Below are 25,370 nucleotides of genomic sequence, written 5' to 3' on the forward strand. Positions count from 1 at the left end.
GAATTCACTCCATCCATTCAGTATGAAAGACACCTTCTTTATCAGTACGCTTGTAAGTATGAGCACCAAAGTAGTCACGCTGTGCCTGAATCAAGTTTGCGGGTAATACCGCTGAACGGTAGCTATCGTAGTAAGAAATAGCTGCGGAAAAAGTAGGAGTCGGGATACCATTCTGCACACCATAAGACACAACATCACGCAGTGCCTGCTGATACTCATCAGCAATTTTCTTGAAATAGGGTGCCAACAACAGGTTAGCAATATCAGCATTTTCAGTATATGCATCAGTAATTTTTTGCAAGAACTGAGCACGAATAATACAACCTGCCCGGAAAATCCCAGCGATCTCGCCATAGTTCAATGCCCACTGATATTCATCGGATGCAGTTTTCAACTGCTGGAAGCCTTGAGCATAAGAAACTATTTTACCCAGATAAAGCGCACGGCGTACTTTCTCAATAAATTCAGCTTTATCCCCCTTGAATGGTTGTATTACCGGCCCACTCAGAACTTTAGCAGCCGCGATACGCTGATCTTTCAGAGAAGAAATATAACGTGCAAATACAGATTCCGTGATCAAAGTAACTGGAATGCCTAGGTCAAGGGAACTCTGGCTGGTCCATTTACCCGTACCTTTATTTGCCGCTTCATCCAAGATCACATCAACCAGATATTGACCGTTTTCATCCTTCTTACGGAAAATGTCAGCTGTGATTTCAATCAAATAGCTACTCAATTCACCGTTATTCCAATCGGTGAAAATCTCAGATAGCTCTTCATTGCTCAGGTTCAGAGAATATTTCAATAAAGAATAGGCTTCAGCAATAAGCTGCATATCACCATATTCAATCCCATTGTGGACCATTTTCACATAATGACCGGCGCCATCCTGACCAATATACGCGACACAAGGCTCCCCTTCAGCCTTAGCCGCAATCTCTTGCAAAATTGGAGCAACTAACTCATACGCTGCTTTCTGACCACCAGGCATGATAGAAGGGCCTTTCAATGCCCCCTCTTCTCCCCCGGAAACCCCAGTACCGATAAAATTAAAGCCTTGAGCAGAAAGTTCCCGATTACGGCGGATAGTATCCTGAAAATAAGTATTACCACCATCAATCAAAATGTCACCTTTATCCAGATGTGGTGTCAGTGAGGCAATAGTTTTATCAGTTGCTTCACCAGCCTTAACCATTAGCAGAATACGACGCGGTTTTTCCAGTGAATCGACAAATTCTTCGATAGTGTAATTTGGAACTAATTTTTTCCCTGGATTCTCGGCAATGACTTCGTCAGTTTTATCACTGGAACGGTTAAATATAGATACGGAATAACCACGGCTCTCAATATTCAGTGCCAGGTTACGCCCCATCACTGCCATACCAACAACACCAATCTGCTGCTTGGACATGAATAACTCCTGTCTGATGATAATACTGCCCACCAATAATGATTATTGCTGGACAATTTGTTAATGTGATCACATGTTAACTCAGGATTAGGCTTAGTGGATAGTTCATTGGTGCAATCGATACTGCCATCCCTCATTTTTTTAAAAAAACTTCCTCATATGAAAAATCAACTATTGAAATTTTATGAGTCAATGCCCATTATTCATAGCTCGGCATAAGCCGTCATATTAAAAGGTAAAACAAACTGTATGGAATGGATCGCAGATCCAACGATATGGGCCGGACTGGCTACTCTTATCGTTCTAGAAATTGTCCTCGGAATCGACAACTTGGTTTTTATTGCCATTCTGGCAGATAAACTTCCTGAAAAACAAAGAGATAAAGCACGTATTACAGGGCTAACCTGTGCACTACTGATGCGTGTCGTACTACTTTTTAGTCTCTCTTGGCTGATAACGCTAACTAATCCATTAATTACGCTTTGGGAACATCCATTCAGTGCCCGTGACCTGATTATGTTAGTGGGCGGCCTCTTCCTGCTATTCAAAGCAACTATGGAGTTGAATGAACGGCTGGAAGGGAAAGATGCGCACTCAGGACAACAACACAAAACTTCTAAATTTTGGACGGTTGTCGTTCAAATAATTGTCCTTGATGCCGTATTTTCATTAGATTCAGTGATTACCGCTGTCGGTATGGTGGATAATATCGGTGTCATGATCGCGGCAGTAACCATTGCGATGTTCCTGATGATACTGGCAAGTAAGCCGCTAACAACCTTCGTCAATGCCCACCCGACAATCGTGATTCTCTGTCTAAGTTTCTTACTGATGATTGGCTTCAGTCTGGTAGCAGAAGGCTTTGGTTATCACATACCAAAAGGTTACTTGTATGCCGCTATCGGCTTCTCAATTATGATTGAATCCCTAAACCAATTCGCTCAGTTTAACCGCCGCAGATTTCTTACTGCTTCCCGCTCACTACGTGAAAGAACCGCAGAAGCCGTTTTACGTATCCTTAGCGGTAAACATGAAAATGCAGAATTGGATAATCACACATCCAATCTGATTTCTGACAATCAAGAAGTGTTTGATCCACAAGAGCGCCAGATGATTGCCCGAGTGCTGGGTATGGCTCAACGTAACGTCAACAGTATCATGACCTCCCGCCACGATGTGGAGTATCTTGATATTAATGCCCCAGCAGAAAACCTGACGCAAATACTGAGTAAAAGTCCTCATACACGCATTGTTGTAACAGATGAAAATACCAGTGATGAACCATTAGGTGTTGTCCATGTTATTGATCTGCTCAACCAACAACTTAATCAACAGCCTTTTGATTTACAGTCGCTGATAAAACAACCTCTGATTTTCCCAGAGCATCTTTCACTCCTTCAAGCGTTAGAACAGTTCCGTCGGGCACAAACTCATTTTGCGTTTGTGGTTGACGAATTTGGTTCCGTGGAAGGTGTGGTTACTCTGACAGATGTCATGGAAACTATCGCAGGTAATTTGCCAGTAGATGGTGAAGAAACTGATGCCCGACATGACATACAAGCAACTGAAAATGGTTGCTGGATTGCCAATGGTTATATGCCACTGGATGATTTGATCCTTTATGTTCCTTTGCAACTGGATGAAAAGCGTGAATATCAAACCTTGGCAGGTTTATTAATGGAACATTCACAACATATTCCACAACAAGGTGAACAATTTCAGATTGGTAATTACTTGTTTGAACCACTGGAAGTTACCAGTCACCGGATCAATAAGGTAAAAATTACACCGCTCGTTTCAGAGGAAGAAAATAAAGAATAATTCAGTGCTATTGTTCACTAAGAGTATTTCCCATCACTGAGTTTTTCCTCTGGGACAAAATAAAACCCGGTCAGTTTAAACTGTACCGGGTTATTTTTAGCTTTTGTTATCAATACCATATACAGATACGGTTAATAGTTCATCTCATAAAAACTTGCTCAAATACTCAATGTTAAGTGACCTAAAATTATAGGAATGGAAAACACAGTCCCATAGCTTTGCAATTCAATAAACTTCATATAAACTGCCAATCGGTAATACTATTAATCTATACCCAATAGATTTCAAGAGGCAACTTGAAAGATAACAGCTATAAAAGGATATTACGTGAATATAGCCCTTACAGATGTGAATAAAGACAATTATGAAGATGTCTGTGACTTAACGGTAACCAAAGACCAATATGAATATGTTGCAGATAATACATGGTCACTGGTTGAATCAAAATTCAACCCATCATATCAAACACGCGCAATTTGCTTAGACGGCAAACCTATTGGATTTTTTATGTGGGTACCAGAAACAAACAGAAGAATATCGATTTGGCGTTTTATGGTAGATAAACACCATCAAAACAAAGGTATTGGACGCAAAGCAATGCAGCTAGCCCTTCACGAAATTAAACAGACAGGTGGATTGGAAGAAATCGAAATCTGTTACAAGCCAAATAATCTTGTAGCGAAAGACTTTTATGCCAGTTTTGGTTTCGTTGAAGTCGGCATGGATGAAAACAATGAAGAAATGCTAGCAATTATTAAAATGTAAACTGGCAACTCCTCTTGATGTTCAAATTGGCTCTTCAGGTAACCATAAGAATATTATTTATGCATCCAACTAAGCTGAGTAGTTAATTGTCATATATGAATACCACTCAATGCTCAGCTTCTTAACGATACACTATACCCTTCATCTTTCAAGCTGCTGCTTTGTTGGCTGCGTTCACTTACCCCAGTCACATAGTTATCTATGCTCCTGGGGATGCGCTCCCTTGCCGCCGCGCTGCAATTTGAAATCTATTGGGTATAGATCAAACACGGGCTAACTGTTATTACGTTCAACCCAATCGGAAATTGCCTGTTTTGCTTTATTTTCCAACTCATTACGTAGTAATTGTTCTATATCAAGATGGTATTGCAGATTATCCCAATTACCGTAAATCCGTAATGGTACTTTCAGCTTTCTCAAACGGCGAACCAGCTCATTATCCGCACCCCACTCTTGAGTTATCTGTACTTTTAAGGCGACATCAACATTTTGTTTAAGTAAATTAGCTTTACCCTGACCGTTAATATTCAACAAATCAGATACAGCATAAAGCTGATTGATTTTTATATCACCCTGGTTAAGCACAGCTTTAACATTAAGCTTTTTAGCGCCAGTAAAGTTACCCACATTATCTGGAATATTCACTTTATTCGTTATACGGGCAACAGATTGCTGGATTAATTGTGGAATATTCAACCCATGCATTTTGGCATCAACTAAACTGAAATTAAGATCACCCTGCCAAGCATGCGAAATAGCATAATCGTCGTATCCTTTACCAGAAAGATCCCCGTTCAGATTGAATTTACCACTAAATACCAGTGGTAAAGAAAATGCTTTTAGTACGGGTTCCAATTCTATATTTTGCAGTAAAGGCTTTGTATGTAATCTAAGCTGATCACCTGTTGCATCCAGAGTAGCTGGAATAGAGAAGTGACCACCAAACAATTTTCCACTCAGGGAAGAAATTTCAGCAAGCCCCCTATGACTGACCGCCTTAAATATCAGGTTATCGATCTCCATTCCCCGATAAATAAATTTGTCCGCATTAATGGTAACATTAGCATTAAAATCATTCAGAAATTTAGCACTATAATCAGGCTGCGCAGAGCTTGAAACTGCGATCACAGGTTTGGCTAAGCTATTTTCTACTCGATAATAGCGTTTAATTTCCGAATCATCTTTAGGAGGCAGATCCCATCCCACCAAATTATCTAAGTTCAGCTTTTTGGAAGATAAATTTATCTGATAATCAGGATATGCTGCTAATATTGCCTTTATACTGCCAGACAACTCACTCTCATTGGCAGTGAAATTAAGCGCCTGTAAAGAGATTGTTTGTGGCTCCCCAGTGGTTTCTTCCTGGTAAACTGCATTAACTTTCCCTGAACCACTGATGCCCCCCGTGGGGATACCAACCCCTTGAAGCTGATAATCAAAAGAATCAATATTACCGGCAACACGATAAGGATAATCAGCAATATCTACGTCTGCATTAAGATTAAAAGCAAGTTCTTGCTGATTTTTACTGACCTTACTGCTCAACTCCACGCTGATATGGTTTTGGTCGTCCCGCTCCATCAGCAGATTAATATCACGGATATTTAATTGAGAATGATCACTATCCTGCCAGATAAGCAAACTATCCGCGATCTTAATTTTGTCAATATCAAGCTTCCAGCGTTCACCTTTACCTACAGGATTTACTATATTTCCTTTCGGTGCAACGGGTTCATTCTCTTTTTGCTGAGACTTGCTCTCAGGAGTGAATTGCAACACCGCCCCTTTCAGCATGACCTCTTTAACCGCAAGCCGATGCGAAAAAAGTGGCCACAACTCAACATCCAAACGCATATTTTCTGCCGTAACCGTTGGCTGTATCGCATTTGGTGCAGTCAATGACATACGTCCGGTAATGATGCTAAGTTTTGGCCAGACATGCCAGCGCATACTATCTTGCATGACGAGATGATAGCCACTCTTCTTTTGCACCTGTTTAATCATATAAGCACGAAAGTCATTCGGATTTACTAACATGACTAATGCTACCAAACCGGCAATAATCACGACCAGCAAAATAACCAGTGTCGTTAGTAATCTCTTCATGACTTCCTCAGCTAATGTCAAAGCGGTAAATGTAACTCAGTAACCATTGCCGTATTAATCTTCATCAATACGGCTACCTACCGCGCCTTGCTGGTTTTTATATTTCGCATCCTGACGACGGTTATATGGACGATCAGCCGAACCAGACAACGGTTCAAAACTCAAAGCCCCAATCACCATACCCGGACGTAATGCCAGAGGCAACTTACCAGAATTATAGAATTCGAGAACAATCTGACCATGCCAGCCCGGATCAATCCGATGTGCTGTCACATGTACCATTAATCCAAGACGGGCAAGAGAAGAACGCCCATCAAGCCACCCCACCAAATCATCAGGCAGCGTAACGGATTCCAAAGTGACAGCCAGTGCCAACTCTCCAGGATGAAGGAAAAACACTTCATTATCAGACAGAATAATTTCATCACTCATCACGCGATCAAGAGCAGCACTGACTTCATCTTTTGGGCCACTCAAATCAATATATGCGGCAGTATGACCACGGAAAACACGAAACTGATTTCCAAGGCGAACATCAGCAGTTGCCCCATTAATTCGTTCAATCGGCGGACGTGGAGAAATGACCAGTTTACCTTCATCAAGCCATTTAATAATGTCGCGATCACAGAGTCGCATTATTTTCCCTCTCAAATACGATGATGCTCATCAACGCCTGATAAGCAAAGCTTTATTATTCATTATTCGCAGAACTGACCAATTTTGGCTTTCAATACATCAATCGCTACCCGGTTTTTACCTCCGCGCGGCACAATAATATCTGCATATTGTTTTGATGGTTCAATAAATTGCAGAAACATTGGACGCACGGTTTTATGATATTGCTCAATAACAGAATCTAAAGAACGTCCCCGTTCATGAACATCCCGTTTAATCCGGCGCATAAGACAAATATCCAATGGCGTATCAATGAAAATAGAGAAGTCCATCTCCTGACGCAAGCGTTTATCTGTCAGTAACAAAATACCTTCCAGAATGATAACTCTTTTTGGTGCAAAATGAATCGCTTCTGGTTTGCGGGTATGAGCAACATAGTCGTACTGTGGTAATTCAATTGATTTACCGGCTTTCAAAGCTTGCAGGTGAGCAAAGAGCAGATTGTGATCCATTGAACTTGGATGGTCATAATTGGTCTTATAACGCTCCTCCATTGATAGATCGCTTTGGTCTTTATAGTAGCAATCTTCTGGTATAATACCGATATTGTGATCACCAACCTGAGCGCGTAATTCACGGTAAAGTGTATTAGCAATGAGACTTTTACCTGAGGCAGATGCACCGGAAATTCCTACAATTGTGCACTGGTGTGCTTCGTCAGCCATAATAGAGATAACCTGATTCTAGAAAAAATGGGGAACAAAGCACCGATGAGTGCTGAGTCGGGCGAGATTATAGGGAGTTAATTGTATCTGTTCCAGTGTAAACAAGATTAAGTCTCATTTTTTCGAAGCGTTTCGCATAAAAAGCATGCAACAAGTAAAATCTGAAAAGAATTTTTTCTTCATATACACAAAAAACGGGCAATGAAAAGCTCAATTACCCGTTCCATCAGTCAAATTAGATTCTTAAACCGCGCGGAATGAAATCTCCGTCGGAATCTTCTCACCCTGCCAGTACATTTGTGCAGAAATATTCGCTGCAATTTCACGGTAAATATCCGTGAATTCACTATCAGGATTACTGATAACGGTTGGTTCACCACGGTCTAGATCTTCACGTAAGGAAATATGCAGGGGGATTTGTCCCAGTAATTTGCAGTTATATTTAGCTGCCAATTTTTCCGCCCCTCCAGTACCGAAGATAGGCTCCAGATGACCGCAGTTGCTGCAAATATGCGCACTCATGTTTTCAATAATACCCAGTACAGGAACCTTAACTTTTTGGAACATCACGATGCCTTTCATCGCATCAATCAATGCAATATCCTGTGGCGTTGTTACCACCAGAGCGCCAGTTACCGGAATATTTTGTGACAAAGTAAGCTGAATATCACCGGTTCCTGGTGGCATATCAATAACCAGATAATCAAGATCCGGCCACAATGTATCTTGTAGCATCTGCATCAATGCTTTACTGGCCATCGGGCCGCGCCATACCATTGCATTGTCATCGGTCACCAGATAACCAATTGAGTTAGTGGCAAGGCCGTGAGTCATGATAGGCGCCATATGCTGCCCATCTGGAGAAGTTGGGCGCTCTTTAGTTGTTCCCAGCATATTCGGGACAGAAGGACCGTAGATATCTGCATCCAAAATACCCACTTTTGCACCTTCCTGAGCCAGCGCCAGTGCCAGATTTACGGCTGTACTGGATTTACCTACACCGCCTTTGCCTGAACTGACCGCTAAAATATTACGGACACCATTAATTCCTGGCAGATCGTTAGCACGACGTAATGTGCTGATATCATGGTTCAGTTTCCACGCAACAGATTTTGCACCCGTTATCGCCTGCAATTTTTGGGTTGTTGCCTGTTTCAACGCTTCAAAGCCACGTTGCCACACGAACGGCATTATCAATTCAATATGTAGAACACCATCAAGCATCGTGCAGTGATGCAGTGCTTTTAGAGTTGTCAGATCGTGTTCCAATGTCAGATGTGTAAAGGTAGCAAGTATTTTTGTTACCTGAGATTTCAGCAGGTCAGGATTGGTCTGCTCGGGGGATTGTGAGTTCATCCCGGCTCCTTTGATTATCGCTATTACCTAAAAACCATCTTTTCATCATAACAGAACCAAACGAGTTCGGATAAGATCAGGTATAAAAACTCATTTCCAGCTCACTGATTCGATTTTTATTCAATAAAACTCGCTAAGATTAAGTGTTACCCTAGCGACAATTTTTCTGATCAGGTAACATCGAATTCCCTTTTTCACTTATGGAAGTCAGATCCTTATTATGTCTCAAGTCGCAAAAAAATTATTGGTGACGTGTGCGTTACCATATGCTAACGGTCCAATCCATCTCGGTCACATGCTGGAACATATCCAGGCAGATATTTGGGTCCGTTTTCAGCGAATGCGCGGCAAAGAGGTTCACTTTATCTGCGCCGACGATGCTCATGGAACACCAGTCATGCTGAAAGCTCAGCAAATGGGTATTGCTCCTGAAGAGATGATCGCAGCCGTGAACCAAGAACATCATCAGGATTTTACTGGCTTTTCAGTTAGCTATGATAACTATCACTCCACGCACAGCAAAGAGAACCAAGAGTTATCAACTAAAATTTATCTGGAGCTGAAAAAGAACGGTCATATTAAGAATCGTACTATTTCTCAGTTATATGATCCTGAGAAAGGTATGTTCCTGCCGGATCGCTTTGTAAAAGGCAATTGCCCGAAATGCAAAGCAGAAGATCAATACGGCGATAACTGTGAAGTTTGCGGTTCTACTTACAGTCCTACTGAGCTGATCAACCCACGTTCGGCTGTCTCTGGTGCGACACCAGAAATGCGTGAAACAGAACACTTTTTCTTCGATTTACCTGCATTCAGTAACATGCTACAAGCATGGACCCGCTCCGGTGCATTACAGGAGCAAGTTGCTAACAAAATGCAAGAATGGTTTGAGTCCGGTTTACAACAGTGGGATATCACCCGTGATGCCCCTTATTTTGGTTTTGAAGTTCCTGATGCGCCCGGCAAATATTTCTATGTTTGGCTGGATGCTCCTATTGGCTATATGGGTTCCTTCCAAAATTTATGTGACAAACGCGGAAATCTGAGCTTTGATGATTTCTGGGCAAAAGATTCCACCGCTGATCTTTATCACTTTATCGGTAAAGATATTGTCTATTTCCACAGTCTGTTCTGGCCTGCCATGCTGGAAGGCAGCGGTTATCGTAAGCCAACAAATATATTTGTTCACGGCTACGTGACCGTAAACGGTGCAAAAATGTCCAAATCCCGTGGTACTTTTATTAAGGCCAGCACTTACTTGGATCATCTGGATGCAGACTGCCTGCGCTATTACTATGCAGCTAAACTCTCTTCCCGTATTGACGATATCGATTTGAATCTGGAAGATTTTGTTCAGCGTGTTAACAGCGATATCGTTAACAAAGTTGTTAACTTGGCATCCCGTAATGCAGGTTTCATTAATAAACGGTTTAGTGGCAAGCTGGCGGATAAACTGGCTGATCCAGCGCTTTACCAGAAGTTTATTGATGGGGCGAAAGTGATCGAAGAAGAGTTCAATAACCGCGAATTCAGTAAAGCAATCCGTGAAATCATGACTCTGGCTGATTTAGCAAACCGTTATGTGGATGAACAAGCGCCATGGGTTGTGGCAAAAGAAGAAGGCCGTGATGCAGATCTTCAAGCTATCTGTTCAATGGGAATCAACCTGTTCCGTGTTCTAATGACTTTCCTTAAACCGGTTTTGCCAAGTCTGGCAGAACGTGCCGAAGCGTTCCTGAACACAGAATTAACTTGGAATGACATTGAACAACCTCTACTGGATCATCAGGTTTCCGCCTTTAAGGCTCTGTTCAGCCGTATGGATATGGACAAAGTGAATGTTATGGTTGCTGCATCTAAGGAAAACATTAACACACCACAGAAAGTCAGTGGCCCATTGGCAGATGATCCCATTCAAGACACGATCACCTTTGATGATTTCGCTAAAGTTGATATGCGAATCGCCCTTATTAAACAAGCTGATTTCGTAGAAGGTTCAGATAAGTTACTGAAACTGAATCTGGATCTGGGTGGCGAAACTCGTCAGGTGTTTTCCGGTATCCGCTCCAGTTATCCTGATCCAAAAGCGCTGGAAGGCCGTTTGACCGTGATGGTGGCTAACCTGGCGCCGCGTAAAATGCGCTTTGGTGTTTCTGAAGGTATGGTAATGGCTGCTGGCCCTGGCGGAAAAGATATTTTCCTACTCAGCCCTGACAGCGGTGCACAACCCGGTATGCAAGTGAAATAGCAATAAATTCATCTTATGAATATATCTTAGCGGGGATCAGCCATGATCCCCGCTTTTTTAAATGTGATTTATGGCACATTTTCAGCGTTAATTGTATGATGAATGCCTCACTGGAATTAGGAATTTTGTTATGTCGTTTCGTGAAGTACTGATTATAGGTTGGCAGTACCTGCGAGCATTTGTACTGATTTATCTGTGTCTACTGGCAGGTAATGCCGTCTCTGCCCTGCTACCCATCACTATCCCTGGCAGTATTATCGGTATGTTGATATTGTTCGTTTTACTCGCTTTCCAGCTTATCCCTGCTCACTGGGCAAAACCCGGTTGTAGCCTGTTACTGAAAAATATGACCCTGCTGTTTCTGCCTATCGGTGTAGGCATTATGAATTATTACGATCAGATCAGCCAACAGATGCTACCGATTGTCCTTTCATGCTTGATCAGCACCGCCGTTGTTATGATTATCGTTGCTTACAGTTCCCATTATATTCACCGTGAACGTCCGGTTATTGGCTCCGTATCAGAAGTGAAGATTGAACAACAGAAACAAGAGAAATAAAAATGTTAAGTCATATTTGGTGGTCACTACCACTGACATTGATTGTATTCTACATTGCAAGAAAACTTTCACTACAGCTCAAAGTTCCCATTCTTAATCCTTTATTGGTTTCTATCGCAGTGCTTATTCCGATATTGATAATAACCAATACCCCCTATGATCACTATTTCGCAGGCAGCCGGATTTTAAATGATCTGCTCCAGCCCGCCGTGGTTGCGTTGGCATTTCCTTTATATGAACAGCTGCACCAGATCCGGGCCCAATGGAAATCCATCATCAGTATCTGTTTTATCGGCAGTATCGTTGCTATGGTGACAGGTACTGCTATTGCACTGTGGACAGGCGCCACACCTGAAATGGCAGCCTCTATACTTCCTAAATCAGTCACTACGCCTATCGCAATGGCAGTCGCCGATGCTATCGGCGGTATTCCTGCAATTAGCGCCGCTTGTGTCATTTTTGTCGGTATTCTTGGCGCCGTATTTGGTCATAACCTATTCGATATTTTGCAGGTAAAAACTAAAGCATCCCGCGGCTTAGCAATGGGAACCGCATCACATGCTTTAGGTACCGCCCGTTGCGCGGAAGTTAATTTTATTGAAGGCGCATATAGCTCATTAGCACTGATGACCTGCGGTATCATTACTTCACTGACGGCCCCTTTTGTGTTCCCAGTGCTACTATACTTATTTGGCTAGTTATAGTTAAAAAATTTGATGCAGATCTCTAAATTACTGGCTTTAATTACAAAAATTTCACCATCTATACCCAATAGATTTCAAGATGGATCGCGACGGCAAAGGAGCGAATCCCCGGGAGCATAGATAACTATGTCATAGATAACACTGTGACCGGGGTGAGTGAGTGCAGCCAACAAAGAGACAACTTGAAAGATAACAGGTATATATGATGTTAATCACATTAAAAACCTGACCAAACAGCCTAAAATTATCTTAACTTAATTTGGAGATCGTTCTATGCAAGCTCGTTTTCACTCTATCTGGGCACAGTTGCCATCTAAACTACAGGATGCACTTTTGCCCTATGCAGGAAACGACAACTTTCCTGCTATGCTTACCGCTGAACAAGCGAAATCCATCAAGAAAGCCTGTGGCTTTGACGATAACACATTGGCGATTGCTCTGCTGCCATTAGCAGCAGCATGTTCCCTCACGCCGATATCGCATTTTAATGTCGGTGCAATTGCCCGTGGAGAAAGCGGAAACCTCTACTTTGGTGCCAATATGGAATTTACCGGCGTGCCGTTACAGCAAACAATTCATGCTGAACAATGTGCTATCACCCACGCTTGGTTGCGGGGCGAGAAAAAATTGACATCCATTACCGTGAATTACTCTCCATGCGGTCACTGCCGTCAGTTTATGAACGAACTTAATAGTGGCACACAACTAGAGGTCCATCTACCAAAGCAAACACCTTCAACATTAGGTGACTATTTACCCGATTCATTTGGTCCAAACGATCTGGGGATTACCACTCTGTTAATGGACCCGATTAATCATGGCTATAAATTAGAAACCACCGATAAACTGGTACTAACTGCACTAGATGCAGCAAACCAGAGCCATGCCCCATACAGCAATTCATACAGTGGTATCGCACTTTTGGGAAAAAACGGAAAAATCTATTCTGGCCGTTACGCAGAAAATGCTGCATTTAACCCAAGCTTACCCCCACTACAAGCAGCACTGATTTTGATGAATATGTCTGGTGGTGATTATTTGGCTATCGAAAGAGCGGTACTCATTGAGGGAAAACACAGCCACTTATCCCAACGAAGCGCAACTCAATCCATACTCGCTACTTTGGGTTGTAGTAAATTTGAGCACTACACCTTCTAAGTTCGATGAAAAATTCAATTTTCCCTCTATATCAGATAGAGGGTTTTCCTCAATGAAAACAGTGAACGTAACATTTTATTAGCCAAATCTGGATGTTATCTCTCATTTTCACCCATAATACCTCTAATTAAGTAACATTTACTGTACATATTTTTCCTATCTCTTAGGATCTATAATTGACCTTGTTATCCATTTAGTTCAAAGAGTAAGATTCATGGAACTGGAACACGAAAGTAAACGTCCATTATATATTCCCTATGCTGGCCCAATCCTGTTGGAATTCCCCCTGCTGAATAAAGGCAGTGCCTTTACTGAAGAAGAGCGTAGCAACTTTAACCTGCATGGTTTATTACCTGAAGCCGTCGAAACCATCGAAGAGCAAGCTGAACGAGCCTATCGACAGTACCTTGATTTCGAAAATGATGCAGACAAACACATTTATCTGCGAAATATTCAGGACACTAACGAAACCCTGTTCTACCGCCTGCTGGATGCACATTTGAACGAAATGATGCCAATCATCTACACCCCAACTGTAGGTGAGGCTTGTGAACACTTTTCCGATATTTATCGCCGCGCCCGAGGCTTGTTCATCTCATACCCAAACAAAGCCCATATTGATGACATGCTGCAAAACGCGACCAAACAAAATGTAAAAGTTATCGTTGTTACCGATGGCGAACGCATTCTTGGCCTGGGTGACCAAGGTATTGGCGGGATGGGTATTCCTATCGGTAAGCTTTCCCTGTATACCGCCTGTGGTGGCATTAGCCCAGCCTATACGCTGCCAGTGGTACTGGATGTGGGAACTAATAACCCACAGCGCCTGAATGACCCACTATATATGGGCTGGCGTCATCCACGTATTACTGGTCAAGAATATGATGAATTCGTTGATGAATTTATTCAGGCCGTTAAACGCCGCTGGCCAAACGTATTGTTGCAATTTGAGGATTTTGCGCAAAAAAATGCCATGCCGCTACTCAACCGCTATCGCCATGAGATTTGCTGCTTTAATGATGATATTCAGGGAACGGCTGCTGTTACTCTGGGTAGCTTGATTGCAGCCAGCCGCGCTGCGGGTCGTCAATTGAAAGATCAAACTGTTACTTTCTTGGGAGCAGGTTCCGCCGGTTGTGGTATCGCAGAACAGATCGTTGCTCAGATGAAATCTGAAGGTTTAAGTGAAGAACAAGCTCGCGCTCGTATTTTCATGGTTGACCGTTTTGGTTTACTGACAGATAAGCTGCCAAATCTGTTGGATTTTCAGAACAAACTGGTACAAAAAAGCGACTCACTGATTGCATGGGATGTGAATAGCGATACAATCTCTCTACTCGATGTTGTTCGTAACGCCAAACCGACTGTCTTGATTGGTGTTTCAGGTCAAGCTGGCCTGTTTACAGAAGAGATCATCCGTGAGATGCACAAACACTGCGAACGTCCAATCGTAATGCCATTATCCAACCCGACCTCCCGTGTTGAAGCCCGCCCCGAAGATATTGTCAACTGGACCGATGGTGCCGCCTTGGTTGCAACAGGAAGCCCATTCCATCCGGTAAAATACAAAGGTCAGGAGTATCCAATCGCTCAGTGTAACAACTCCTACATCTTCCCTGGAATTGGCCTAGGTGCCATTGCATCAGGAGCCAAACTCGTCACTGATGGTATGTTGATGGCGGCAAGTCGGACACTGGCTGATTGTTCACCGTTGGCTCAAGAGGGTAAAGGCCCATTACTACCACTCATTGATGATATTCAGGCAGTTTCACGCAAAATTGCTAAACAAGTTGCAAAAGAAGCACAAATACAAGGTGTTGCAACTGTCACGTCAGATGGTGCACTGGATGAAGCTATTGAGCGAAACTTCTGGAAACCTGAATATCGCGTGTATAAACGCACTTCATTCTGATTTTTAGCCTTAAAAAGACCTAAAAAAGCCTGTCAGTCTTGCTGTCAGGTTTTTTTCTTACAGAGAAAACTTGCTTAGGCATTTCAGGTAAAGTAGCCTTTATTGAATTCAGTCATTGATGTATATAAAGGCAAAAGCATGTGGAAGCGCCTGATAATTGGTCTGTTATTCTTCTCAGGGGTGCTGATACTGACAGCCATTGCACTTGACCGCTGGATTAGTTGGAAAACGGCTCCCTATATCTTTGATGACCTCAAACAACTTCCTCAACGTGAAGTAGGTATGGTGCTTGGTACTTCTAAATATTACCTCTCTGGCGCACCCAATCAGTATTATATGTACCGTATTCAGGGAGCAGTGAATGCTTATAACAGTGACAAAATCAAATATCTGTTGCTAAGTGGTGACAATGCTCAGCAAAGCTATAACGAACCAGTAACCATGCGTAGGGATTTGGTAAGAGCGGGTATTCCTGCTGCAAATATCGTTTTGGATTTTGCTGGTTTCAGAACACTTGATTCAATCGTCAGAACCCGTAAAGTTTTTGATACCAATGATTTTACTATTATAACTCAACGATTCCATTGCGAACGGGCTATGTTTATCGCTATACATATGGGAATTGCCGCTCAGTGTTATGCGGTTTCTACACCCAAAAATATGATCACCGTTCGGTTACGCGAAATAATTGCTCGTCTTGGTGCCTTGACTGATCTTTATATTCTGAAACGTGAGCCTCGCTTCCTTGGCCCTTTGATCCCAATCCCTGCTCCGCACAAAGTACCGGAAGGCATAACGGGTTACCCGGCAGTAGCACCAGAAGAGTTACGCGAAATGGATCAAGCCCAGCCTAAGAGCGCCGGGCCAATGCAGCCGTAACATCACGCCAGCACCGTTCTAACGGTCCTTGTTGGTGACGGCGTAGCCACCAGCATGAAAAAAGAATATTCACCGCCCAGATGAGAGGAATAAATGCAAGTAACTCCAAGCGGCTAAATTGGCCAAACAACCCAAAGTGATAAAACAGCGTTGTGCAGACTAAGGTTTGCAGTAAATAATTACTCATAGCCATTCGTCCAACCTGGCTGAGCCAATAATTAATTCGCCAACCTGAAATCACCGGCCAAAAGCCATATATTAGCGCCATATAACCCAATGCCTGGAAAGGTATTACCAACTCGGAAAGAATATAGCCGACAATACCTGACCAAAAGTAATCCCAGCCATAAGCACATTGGATGACTACAGAAAGTATCTGAATGGCAGCACTAAGTGGTATCAGCAATAACGCTACATTTCGATAATGGCTCACTGAAAACTCACCTTTTAGCCAGCCATTACGCACTAATCCAGCCCCACATAACATAATGCCAATAAGCTGCCAGCCATACTGAGCAAACATCATGACCATCATCGATATGACTTGATTGAAACGCTCTTCTATTGCCAGCCAGCCACCACTTGTTTTCCAGAATGTTTCGTATAGCACATGGAATTCCGTCGGTTGCCAGCCATTATTATTAGATTCACCTCTTGATAAAAGCCCAAGAATAAATAACAGCGCTAATCCAACCAAATAAAAAATAGCGCCTTTCATAAACAACCTGTTGCTGGCGTTATTTTGACTAATCAGATAAAAACTAAAAAAACCCGCTAAACTGTAAGAGAGCAAGATATCACCATCCCACAGCAAAATGCCATGTATCCCCCCTATCAGGGCGAGTATGAGCAATCGCGGATAATTCCAGATTTTGCCCCTTGGCAGTAGTAACTCCAGTGTTGCACCAAATAAAAAGGCAAAAATACACAGGAATTTTCCCTGAGCAAAAATGCTGAGTACAGACCAAATAAGCAAATCAGATGAGGAAGCCGAGCCATTATATTCCGGGTTCAGATAAGCAGCAGATGGCAAAGCAAAACCAGAGATATTGAGTAGCAATATTCCCAGAATCGCCAGACCACGAATACTATCCAGTGTATCAATTCTCTGGCGAATCATGTTTATATCCCGATGTAAAAATTATCAATGGCGAGTCGTGCGTAAAAACTCCTGACGGGTATTCTGACTGGATTTAAACAGACCACCCAGAGACGTTGTTGTCGTGGTACTGGTTGCATCACGGATGCCTCGTGCCTTCACACAGTAATGGACCGCATCAATAGATACTGCGACATTATTGGTGCCAAGCAGTGTTTGTAATGCAATCAAAATCTGTTGTGTCAGGCGTTCTTGTACCTGCGGGCGCTGTGAGAAAAACTGCACAATGCGGTTAATTTTAGACAATCCAATCACTTTATCCTTTGGAATATAAGCAACGGTAGCTTTACCATCAATAGTCACAAAATGGTGTTCGCAAGTACTGGTCAACGTGATATCACGCACGGTCACCATTTCATCCACTTTCATTTTGTTTTCTATCAGTGTAATTTTCGGGAAATTACTGTAATCCAGCCCTGAAAAAATTTCGTCAACATACATTTTTGCAATACGGCTAGGAGTTTCCGCCAAACTGTCATCACTTAGATCAAGATTCAACAGTTTCATAATTTCCGTCATATGCTCCTCAATCCGCACCTTACGTACTTCCGGTGCCAACGCCTGACCACGCAAAGGAGTTTCAAGACCACGAGCTTCCAGCGCCGAATGCACAAGCTCAGCTTCTTTACTTAGGGATGACATTATTTTCTCCAAAGATATTACTTTCCATCATCTGGCGGGTAGTAAAATTGATGTTTGAATCATGGGTACCACAACAAGGTAATCACAACGCATTGGTAACTATTTCATACACTGTAAATGAGCACGTGGTGATTATCCAGTGATTGCTTTTCATTATCGTATGAATTTTTTACACACAAACTTCGCTGTTTGGTTTCTTCCTATTGCAAACTAACAACCCAGCAATCACCAGTGTAATAAATGCAACATACAGAGCGGGTTCCAATTTCCCAGTTACCGCAGTAGAAACCGCAGATAACATTGGCCCAACCAACTGCCCGATAGCATATACTGTAGTTAACAACCCAGCCATGTAGCGACTATGTTCTGGGGCTAATTCACGTCCATACTGAAACGCCATTTGCACCACGCACATAAAACCACCACCAACCAGCAAAGATCCTAACGCCAGACCACTTATTCCCGGCATAATCTCAGGCATAAGCACACCTACCGCCTGAATCCATAAAGTGATCGCCAGCCGGATTTGGGTTGTCAGTATACCACGGGTTAGAATAGCGAAACCAATGCCGATTACCGCAGCGGCACCAAATATAGGCCAGACAAACTGAGCAAACAAACTGCCAGGAAAACGCTCACTTGCCATTTGTGAAAGAAAAGTGGCAGGTAAAATATAACCAAACCCCGCCAAACTATAGCTCCATACCAATCGCTTAATTGCAGGTGTCAAAATCAGTTTTTTCACCTCTGTCTGCGAACGGTGTAGCTCACCACTACGAGGCAAATGCCGACTAACATAAACACTAAGTATCAGAGCCAAAATGCCATACAGTATCCATGCTTCGGCAGCATTCAGTTGCCATGCTTGAATACCTACCGCAAGGATGCCACTGATAAATATCCCCACGCCAGGTCCCGCAAACACAGCAGCACCCAACGCAGGACGGTTTAATCTGGCTAACTGTTCATTGACCCATGCCGCCGCCAACACTAATGTCCAGCCACTTGCCCAACCGATAAAAAAACGAGCGATACCGTGTAATACCGGTCCATTTAATAGCGCAGAAAGCAACGTAATGGTCACCGCTCCCCATAATCCTGTCCAGAGTCGATATTCAATAAATCTGCGCGCCCGCATCGCGTCATAGGAGCCAGCCAGGTAACCCAAATAGTTTAAAGCTGCGACGATACCCGCCCCGGTCAGGTTCAATTGGGATTCTGCAATCATTAAAGGAACTTGAGGCGTGAAGGTAAAACGCCCGATCCCCATAGCAACAACCAGAGCTAAAAACCCACTCATTGCGATATGGAAAGACTGATAGCTATGGCTCAGTTGGGAAGATTTTATATTGCTCATAGTGATGAAGACATTATTTTTAATTTATCATCATAAGCTATAACAAAAAATAAATATAATAGACACTTTTGACCAACAAAATTCTCCTCAAAGAACGTAAACTATTTCTGCCTATAATTAAAGAACAAGTAAGCTATGAATTACAGTACTGGAAATAGCAAAGTATATTATTTCTCATGTTCTGCATCATGAATTCACCTTGTTAAATTAAGTCCACACAAAATCACATCGAGCATTTACAACGTAATATTAACCAGACCTCTATCTAATAGTTCTATGCCCTTCATCTTTCAAGCAGCTGCTTTGTTGGCTGCGTTCACTCACCCCAGTCACAGAGTTATCTATGCTCACGGGGATTCACTCCCTTGCCGTCGCGATACATCTTGAAATCCATTGGGGATATAATGATACTGGCAAGCCTGTCTATAGGAGAGGTATGATTCGTCAAGCTACGTACTAAATTATTGAGGAGGTTTTTATGCATAAAGAATTCCAAGGTAAGACAGCCATTATTACTGGCGGTGCGACCGGTATCGGGCGAGCCATCAGTGTTATGTTGGCGAAACAAGGTGCAGCTGTAGCAGTGATCTATTCACAAAGTGAACTTGAGGCATTGGAAACAACCGAATCTATTATTAGGGATGGGGGACAAGCCATAGCAATAAAAGCGGATGTTGCCGACGAATCAGCAGTAAAAACCATGATAAACACCGTCGTGGAAAAATTTAACGGAATCGACTATCTAGTTAATAATGCAGGGACAACAAAGCAACTTCAATTTGAAGATCTTGAGGCTATATCTGATGATATTTGGGATACCATTATCGACGTTAATGTGAAAGGCACATTTCATTGCTGCCGATATGCTGCCCCCTATCTCAAAGCAAGAGCAGGAAGTGCTATTGTGAATGTTGGAAGTATCGCTGGCGAAACTGGCCTTGGTTCTTCTATTCCCTATGCAGTTTCCAAATCAGCGGTTCACGGACTAACAAGATCCCTAGCTCGGGCACTGGCTCCATCGATAAGGGTTAACTGCGTGGCACCTGGAGCGGTCGAAACAAGATGGTGGAAAGGAAGAGAGGAAAAAATGCAGATGCTCTGTACGCATTTGCCTTTAGGACGAATCGCAACACCAGAAGATATTGCAGAAGTCACCTTGATGTTATTAAAAGCAGAAGCAATGACAGGACAGATCATTAAGGTTGAATGTGGTCAAACTTTATAGACCCCACCGGCTTTTTAACCTGGCTATTACAACAGCAAACTTCAAGATACTAGGTTAATCGCAATATTCTATCTGTTTGTTACCTATTGTTTGCGGCGTTTTGGGCAACCAACACCCATATCGCCGCATTTATGCAATACATGAAACCTCGCCAAAGTTAAATATCGCTAACACATACGATGATCTCTGCCATAATAGCGCAATTACAAAATGCTATCTGGGAGTATCATTATGGATCACTGTCATACCTCTGAATTGATCTCTTTGGAACAAGCGCTGGAAAAAATTCTGACGCAAACGACACCACTGACTGACACAGAAACCGTCAGCCTTACCCAATCATCGGGGCGCATTACTGCTACAGATATTATTTCTCCTATTGATGTTCCACCTTTTGCTAACTCAGCAATGGATGGTTATGCAGTACGCTATGTCGATTTAAACAGCAATAAGCCACTACCTCTGGCAGGAAAAGCCCTAGCAGGTGTTCCTTTTCAAGGAGAATGGTCAGCGACAACCTGTATCCGAATTATGACTGGAGCGCCTATTCCTACTGGTGCTGATACTGTCATTATGCAAGAACACGCAGCAATTGCTGTTGATGGTATGGTTTTCACTCAACCAGCCAAACAAGGCCAGAATATCCGTTTGGCAGGCGAAGATATGACTAAAGGTGCAGTGGTACTACCGGCAGGCAGTAAATTATCCACTGCTCAATTGCCACTGATTGCATCTTTGGGAATCGCCAAAGTTGAAGTGGTCCGCAAATTGAAAGTTGCTATTTTTTCCACCGGTGATGAATTGCAAGCTATCGGTCAACCGCTTAAAGAAGGCCAAATTTATGATACCAATCGTTTTGCCATTCGCTTAATGCTGGAAAAACTGGGTTGCGACATAATTGATTTAGGTGTTATTGCAGATACCCCCGAAGCACTGCGCAATACTTTTGAAATAGCGGATCAAGGAGCTGATTTAGTTATCAGCAGTGGTGGCGTTTCTGTAGGTGAAGCAGACTACACCAAACAAATTCTGGATGAACTGGGAGAAATCAGCTTCTGGAAACTGGCAATAAAACCCGGCAAACCTTTTGCTTTTGGCAAACTAAAAAATTCCTGGTTCTGTGGTTTGCCCGGCAATCCGGTTTCAGCCGCCCTCACCTTCTACCAATTGGTTCAACCTTTAATCGCCCGCCTGTCTGGTTTTACTGCATGGCAACCACCAATGCGTATCCGTGCTAAGGTTACGACCCCCTTAAAAAAGACACCGGGAAGAACGGATTTCCAACGCGGGGTTGCTTCTGTGAATGAACAAGGGGAATTGGAAGTTCTTACTACAGGGCATCAAGGCTCTCATATATTCAGCTCATTTAGCTTGGGTAACTGCTTTATCGTTCTGGAACGCGAACGTGGACGGGTAGAAGCTGGCGAAAATGTCGAAATCGAATTGTTCAATCACTTACTAAAAAACGAATAATGACCATTGAACTGACAGACGAAGAAACCCTACGCTATAACCGTCAAATTGTCCTACGCGGATTTGATTTTGATGGTCAGGAAAAGCTGAAATCATCGAAAATACTGATAGTCGGTGCGGGTGGGTTAGGTTGTGCAGCATCCCAGTATTTGACAGCAGCAGGCGTAGGAACAATAACACTACTGGATTTTGATACTGTTTCTCTCTCAAACTTACAACGGCAGATCCTGCATCGAGACGAACGCATTGGGATGGCTAAAGTACAATCGGCACAAATAACTCTTCAAGCAATAAACCCACACGTCACAATCAAAACTGTTAATGCATTACTGGAAGATCAAGCGCTGGAGGAACTTATCGGTCAGAATGATGTGATATTGGATTGCTCTGATAATGTGGCGATTCGTGAACAACTAAACTGCCTGTGTCTCGCAAAGAAAATGCCTCTGATTTCTGGGGCAGCAATTCGTATGGAAGGACAACTGACAACATTTACTTATCAGCCGGATTCCCCTTGCTACCATTGCCTGAGTAGGCTGTTTGGTGAAAACAATTTAACTTGTGTAGAAATGGGTGTTATGGCACCACTGGTAGGAACCATCGGTACATTGCAGGCCATGGAAGCCATCAAACTACTTACCGGATACGGTAAGATAAACAGCGGAAAAGTTTTACTGTTTGATGCCATGACGATGCAATTTCGCAATATTACATTACTTAAAGATCCAAACTGCGAAGTGTGTAGTTGTTAATCCACTCATAGATGGAAATAACATACCCCGATTATCTGAACCGGGGTACGTTATTCTGCCAGGATATTACCCAATAATTCCCTGACTTCTCAAATACTCATCATAAGTCCCTTTAAAATCAACAACTTTATCAGATTTGATTTCCAGAATACGGCTTGCTAATGAGCTGACAAACTCCCGATCATGAGAAACAAATATCAAAGTACCTTTATACAATTCAAGAGCAAGGTTCAGGGATTCAATGGATTCCATATCCAGGTGGTTTGTTGGTTCATCCATTATCAGAATATTTGGCTGTTGCATCATCAGCTTGCCAAATAGCATCCGGCCCTTTTCACCACCAGATAATACTTTAACTTTCTTCTTAATATCATCCTGACCGAACAATAAACGCCCCAGTACACTGCGAACGGATTGTTCATCATCACCTTCTTTCTTCCACTGGCCCATCCAGTCAAAAACCGTCAGGTCGCAATCAAAATCGCCGGCATGATCCTGAGCATAGTAACCAATACTGCTATTTTCAGACCATTTAACCGTGCCACTGTTTAGTTCTGTTTCACCAACCAAGCTTTTCAGGAAAGTCGTTTTACCTATGCCGTTAGCACCGATAACTGCCATTTTCTCGCCAACTTCTGACAAAAGGCTGAGATTTTTAAACAAAGGACCATTGTCATAACCTTTAGTCAAACCTTCCAGTTCCAGAGCATTACGGAATAATTTTTTATCCTGTTCAAAACGGATATACGGATTTTGACGGCTGGATGCTTTAACTTCTTCCAATTGGATCTTATCAATCTGACGGGCACGGGAAGTCGCTTGTTTTGATTTAGAAGCATTAGCACTGAAGCGGCTGACGAAAGACTGCAACTCCGCAATTTGTGCTTTCTTCTTCGCATTATCAGCCACCAAACGTTCACGAGCCTGAGTTGCGGCAACCATATATTCATCATAATTACCGGGGAATAGACGTAATTCACCATAATCAAGATCTGCCATGTGAGTACAGACCGTATTCAGGAAGTGACGATCATGGGAAATAATGATCATGGTGCTGTCTCGATCATTCAGCACCTGTTCCAACCAACGAATAGTATCAATATCCAGGTTGTTAGTTGGCTCATCTAATAACAGAACATCAGGATTAGAAAACAGTGCCTGAGCCAGCAATACACGCAATTTCCAGCCTGGAGCCACTTCGCTCATCAAGCCATAATGCTGCTCTACCGGGATACCAACACCCAGCAGCAGCTCCCCGGCACGCGCTTCGGCACTATAACCATCCATCTCACCATAGGCTACTTCCAAATCCGCAACACGATAGCCATCTTCTTCACTCATTTCTGCCAGCGCATAGATACGGTCACGTTCCTGTTTCACCTGCCACAATTCCGTGTGCCCCATAATCACGGTATCCAGTACAGTGAACTCTTCAAAGGCAAATTGATCCTGACGTAGTTTACCAATACGCTCATTGGGGTCCATGCTGACATTGCCAGCAGTTGGTGCCAGATCGCCACCAAGAATTTTCATAAAAGTGGATTTACCAGAACCATTAGCGCCAATCAGACCATAACGGTTACCGTTACCAAATTTGACAGAAATGTTTTCAAACAGGGGCTTACTGCCAAATTGCATGGTGATGTTGTTTGTACTTAACACAGCATTCGCTCTTAAATTAGAAACAAAAGGGAAATCGGAAAAATCGATAGCGGCGCATTATGCCACAACAAGAGTAAGAGGTCGCGGGAAGTTTTGAGCATTCTTTGAGCTAACAAAGGCGCAATATAGAGTTATGTTGTAACTGTAAGAAAACAATGCACATGTTCCCGGGGATTCACTCCCTTGCCGTCGCGATCCATCTTGAAATCCATTAGGTATAGATCTATTTAATTGATTTTCTGAAAAAAACCACCCGCTCTGTTTCCATAAATCCAAGTGATAAATGAAGATTCTGTGATTGTTGATTATTTATATCGGTATCAGATGCCATTTCAGTACATCCATGAGCATTAGCCCAACGATTAATATGTGTAACAAGTTGAGTCGCCAAACCTTTCCTTCTGAATTCCGGGGTAATATAGATCCCTTCAAGATAAGCTACAGGTGAAGAATTACACCCATTTACATATTCAAAGCGCAGTGAAGCCTCTGCAAAACCACAAAAATCACCGGTACCAGATTGGATCATAAAAGCGACTTGATTATCAGAATCTAAAATCGAGTTCATCTCTTCGCTATGCTCTTCTTCTGATGCCGCAGGCCATAATGCACTACGCAGATATAACCAATCATTAAAATTATAACTATTACTTATCACAATCTGGTAGAGATCATTTTTAGACTGAATATATGGTGGTTGCTGATGTTTTCTATTCATTCTTGGCTCAGACATTCTTTCTTAGTCAATAAAGTTGTTAATTCGTTGGTGAAAATAATTTCTATATCTTATATACCTGTTATCTTTCAAGTTGCTTCTTTGTTGGCTGCACTCACTCACCCC

The 25,370-nt window shown here is 42.7% G+C and carries 21 protein-coding genes; 11 read left to right on the forward strand and 10 right to left on the reverse strand.

All coding sequences use genetic code 11. The annotated features are described in order from the left end of the window. Window positions 1–4: 4 nt before the first annotated feature. The gene (gndA, locus tag AM629_RS00130) at window positions 5–1,411 is read right to left on the reverse strand and encodes an NADP-dependent phosphogluconate dehydrogenase (RefSeq protein WP_054475007.1); all 1,407 of its coding nucleotides are present in this window, start codon (window positions 1,409–1,411) and stop codon (window positions 5–7) included. 249 nt (window positions 1,412–1,660) lie between these two features. On the opposite strand from gndA, the gene AM629_RS00135 reads away from it, so the two are divergent. Then, entirely contained in the window at window positions 1,661–3,232 is a 1,572-nt protein-coding gene (locus AM629_RS00135; RefSeq protein ID WP_054475010.1) for a TerC family protein, read from the forward strand. Between the two features lie 327 nt (window positions 3,233–3,559). Continuing rightward, window positions 3,560–3,997 (forward strand): GNAT family N-acetyltransferase, encoded by a 438-nt coding sequence (locus tag AM629_RS00140; RefSeq protein ID WP_054475013.1) that lies wholly within the window; start codon window positions 3,560–3,562, stop codon window positions 3,995–3,997. Between the two features lie 273 nt (window positions 3,998–4,270). On the opposite strand, the gene asmA is transcribed toward AM629_RS00140, so the two are convergent. From asmA to apbC, 4 genes are all read right to left on the reverse strand, one after another. Beyond that, the gene (gene asmA, locus AM629_RS00145; RefSeq protein ID WP_054475015.1) at window positions 4,271–6,103 is read right to left on the reverse strand and encodes an outer membrane assembly protein AsmA; all 1,833 of its coding nucleotides are present in this window, start codon (window positions 6,101–6,103) and stop codon (window positions 4,271–4,273) included. Window positions 6,104–6,157: 54 nt separating this feature from the next. Beyond that, the gene (gene dcd, locus AM629_RS00150) at window positions 6,158–6,739 is read right to left on the reverse strand and encodes a dCTP deaminase (RefSeq protein WP_054475017.1); all 582 of its coding nucleotides are present in this window, start codon (window positions 6,737–6,739) and stop codon (window positions 6,158–6,160) included. Between the two features lie 62 nt (window positions 6,740–6,801). Beyond that, window positions 6,802–7,443 carry a uridine kinase gene (udk, locus tag AM629_RS00155; protein ID WP_054475018.1) on the reverse strand — a complete coding sequence of 214 codons (642 nt, stop codon included), beginning with the start codon at window positions 7,441–7,443 and terminating at the stop codon, window positions 6,802–6,804. A 243-nt stretch (window positions 7,444–7,686) separates the two neighbouring features. After that, on the reverse strand, window positions 7,687–8,799 hold the full coding sequence (apbC, locus tag AM629_RS00160; protein ID WP_054475019.1) for an iron-sulfur cluster carrier protein ApbC: 1,113 nt from the start codon (window positions 8,797–8,799) through the stop codon (window positions 7,687–7,689). Between the two features lie 220 nt (window positions 8,800–9,019). On the opposite strand from apbC, the gene metG reads away from it, so the two are divergent. The 6 genes from metG (at window position 9,020) to sanA (ending at window position 16,259) form a co-directional block, all read left to right on the forward strand. Then, window positions 9,020–11,047, forward strand: coding sequence for a methionine--tRNA ligase (metG, locus tag AM629_RS00165; protein ID WP_054475021.1), 2,028 nt, complete (start codon window positions 9,020–9,022; stop codon window positions 11,045–11,047). Window positions 11,048–11,177: 130 nt separating this feature from the next. Continuing rightward, window positions 11,178–11,606, forward strand: a complete 429-nt coding sequence (locus AM629_RS00170) for a CidA/LrgA family protein (RefSeq protein WP_054475022.1) — start codon at window positions 11,178–11,180, stop codon at window positions 11,604–11,606. 2 nt (window positions 11,607–11,608) lie between these two features. Further along, window positions 11,609–12,304 (forward strand): CidB/LrgB family autolysis modulator, encoded by a 696-nt coding sequence (locus AM629_RS00175; protein ID WP_054475024.1) that lies wholly within the window; start codon window positions 11,609–11,611, stop codon window positions 12,302–12,304. Window positions 12,305–12,583: 279 nt separating this feature from the next. Beyond that, window positions 12,584–13,468 carry a cytidine deaminase gene (gene cdd, locus AM629_RS00180; protein ID WP_054475026.1) on the forward strand — a complete coding sequence of 295 codons (885 nt, stop codon included), beginning with the start codon at window positions 12,584–12,586 and terminating at the stop codon, window positions 13,466–13,468. A gap of 214 nt (window positions 13,469–13,682) precedes the next feature. Next, window positions 13,683–15,380, forward strand: a complete 1,698-nt coding sequence (locus tag AM629_RS00185; protein WP_054475028.1) for an NAD-dependent malic enzyme — start codon at window positions 13,683–13,685, stop codon at window positions 15,378–15,380. Between the two features lie 138 nt (window positions 15,381–15,518). After that, window positions 15,519–16,259 (forward strand): outer membrane permeability protein SanA, encoded by a 741-nt coding sequence (gene sanA, locus AM629_RS00190; protein ID WP_054475029.1) that lies wholly within the window; start codon window positions 15,519–15,521, stop codon window positions 16,257–16,259. On the opposite strand, the gene yeiB is transcribed toward sanA, so the two are convergent. From yeiB to AM629_RS00205, 3 genes are all read right to left on the reverse strand, one after another. Then, a complete protein-coding gene (gene yeiB / locus AM629_RS00195) occupies window positions 16,231–17,376 on the reverse strand; it encodes a DUF418 domain-containing protein YeiB (protein ID WP_054475283.1) in 1,146 nt (381 codons plus the stop codon). The two genes, sanA and yeiB, sit on opposite strands and share 29 nt — an antisense overlap. A gap of 27 nt (window positions 17,377–17,403) precedes the next feature. Continuing rightward, window positions 17,404–18,060 (reverse strand): GTP cyclohydrolase I FolE, encoded by a 657-nt coding sequence (gene folE, locus AM629_RS00200; protein ID WP_054475031.1) that lies wholly within the window; start codon window positions 18,058–18,060, stop codon window positions 17,404–17,406. A gap of 169 nt (window positions 18,061–18,229) precedes the next feature. Beyond that, window positions 18,230–19,417 (reverse strand): YbfB/YjiJ family MFS transporter, encoded by a 1,188-nt coding sequence (locus AM629_RS00205; RefSeq protein WP_054475033.1) that lies wholly within the window; start codon window positions 19,415–19,417, stop codon window positions 18,230–18,232. 478 nt (window positions 19,418–19,895) lie between these two features. Between AM629_RS00205 and AM629_RS00210 the strand changes: the two genes are divergently transcribed. The 3 genes from AM629_RS00210 to moeB all read left to right on the forward strand — a co-directional run bounded on the left by AM629_RS00210 (window position 19,896) and on the right by moeB (window position 22,867). Next, window positions 19,896–20,642, forward strand: a complete 747-nt coding sequence (locus tag AM629_RS00210) for an SDR family NAD(P)-dependent oxidoreductase (protein WP_054475035.1) — start codon at window positions 19,896–19,898, stop codon at window positions 20,640–20,642. A gap of 231 nt (window positions 20,643–20,873) precedes the next feature. Then, the gene (gene moeA, locus AM629_RS00215) at window positions 20,874–22,115 is read left to right on the forward strand and encodes a molybdopterin molybdotransferase MoeA (RefSeq protein WP_054475037.1); all 1,242 of its coding nucleotides are present in this window, start codon (window positions 20,874–20,876) and stop codon (window positions 22,113–22,115) included. Beyond that, on the forward strand, window positions 22,115–22,867 hold the full coding sequence (gene moeB, locus AM629_RS00220) for a molybdopterin-synthase adenylyltransferase MoeB (protein ID WP_054475039.1): 753 nt from the start codon (window positions 22,115–22,117) through the stop codon (window positions 22,865–22,867). The genes moeA and moeB overlap by 1 nt, the downstream gene beginning before the upstream one ends. A gap of 66 nt (window positions 22,868–22,933) precedes the next feature. Here the strand turns inward: moeB and AM629_RS00225 are convergent, their stop codons facing one another. Both AM629_RS00225 and aac(6') read right to left on the reverse strand, forming a co-directional pair. Continuing rightward, window positions 22,934–24,529 carry an ABC-F family ATPase gene (locus tag AM629_RS00225; RefSeq protein WP_054475041.1) on the reverse strand — a complete coding sequence of 532 codons (1,596 nt, stop codon included), beginning with the start codon at window positions 24,527–24,529 and terminating at the stop codon, window positions 22,934–22,936. A 223-nt stretch (window positions 24,530–24,752) separates the two neighbouring features. Further along, the gene (gene aac(6'), locus AM629_RS00230; protein ID WP_054475284.1) at window positions 24,753–25,247 is read right to left on the reverse strand and encodes an aminoglycoside 6'-N-acetyltransferase; all 495 of its coding nucleotides are present in this window, start codon (window positions 25,245–25,247) and stop codon (window positions 24,753–24,755) included. Between the last annotated feature and the right edge of the window lie 123 nt (window positions 25,248–25,370).

The sequence above is a fragment of the Photorhabdus heterorhabditis genome, from assembly GCF_001280945.1.
Classification (GTDB): domain Bacteria; phylum Pseudomonadota; class Gammaproteobacteria; order Enterobacterales; family Enterobacteriaceae; genus Photorhabdus; species Photorhabdus heterorhabditis.

What these genes read in the sequence shown, in the direction of transcription:
- gndA (WP_054475007.1), bottom strand. Translation starts at nt 1,411, where the DNA reads ATGTCCAAGCAGCAGATTGGTGTTGTTGGTATGGCAGTGATGGGGCGT.
- AM629_RS00135 (WP_054475010.1), top strand. Translation starts at nt 1,661, where the DNA reads ATGGAATGGATCGCAGATCCAACGATATGGGCCGGACTGGCTACTCTT.
- asmA (WP_054475015.1), bottom strand. Translation starts at nt 6,103, where the DNA reads ATGAAGAGATTACTAACGACACTGGTTATTTTGCTGGTCGTGATTATT.
- dcd (WP_054475017.1), bottom strand. Translation starts at nt 6,739, where the DNA reads ATGCGACTCTGTGATCGCGACATTATTAAATGGCTTGATGAAGGTAAA.
- udk (WP_054475018.1), bottom strand. Translation starts at nt 7,443, where the DNA reads ATGGCTGACGAAGCACACCAGTGCACAATTGTAGGAATTTCCGGTGCA.
- apbC (WP_054475019.1), bottom strand. Translation starts at nt 8,799, where the DNA reads ATGAACTCACAATCCCCCGAGCAGACCAATCCTGACCTGCTGAAATCT.
- metG (WP_054475021.1), top strand. Translation starts at nt 9,020, where the DNA reads ATGTCTCAAGTCGCAAAAAAATTATTGGTGACGTGTGCGTTACCATAT.
- AM629_RS00170 (WP_054475022.1), top strand. Translation starts at nt 11,178, where the DNA reads ATGTCGTTTCGTGAAGTACTGATTATAGGTTGGCAGTACCTGCGAGCA.
- AM629_RS00175 (WP_054475024.1), top strand. Translation starts at nt 11,609, where the DNA reads ATGTTAAGTCATATTTGGTGGTCACTACCACTGACATTGATTGTATTC.
- cdd (WP_054475026.1), top strand. Translation starts at nt 12,584, where the DNA reads ATGCAAGCTCGTTTTCACTCTATCTGGGCACAGTTGCCATCTAAACTA.
- AM629_RS00185 (WP_054475028.1), top strand. Translation starts at nt 13,683, where the DNA reads ATGGAACTGGAACACGAAAGTAAACGTCCATTATATATTCCCTATGCT.
- sanA (WP_054475029.1), top strand. Translation starts at nt 15,519, where the DNA reads ATGTGGAAGCGCCTGATAATTGGTCTGTTATTCTTCTCAGGGGTGCTG.
- folE (WP_054475031.1), bottom strand. Translation starts at nt 18,060, where the DNA reads ATGTCATCCCTAAGTAAAGAAGCTGAGCTTGTGCATTCGGCGCTGGAA.
- AM629_RS00205 (WP_054475033.1), bottom strand. Translation starts at nt 19,417, where the DNA reads ATGAGCAATATAAAATCTTCCCAACTGAGCCATAGCTATCAGTCTTTC.
- AM629_RS00210 (WP_054475035.1), top strand. Translation starts at nt 19,896, where the DNA reads ATGCATAAAGAATTCCAAGGTAAGACAGCCATTATTACTGGCGGTGCG.
- moeA (WP_054475037.1), top strand. Translation starts at nt 20,874, where the DNA reads ATGGATCACTGTCATACCTCTGAATTGATCTCTTTGGAACAAGCGCTG.
- moeB (WP_054475039.1), top strand. Translation starts at nt 22,115, where the DNA reads ATGACCATTGAACTGACAGACGAAGAAACCCTACGCTATAACCGTCAA.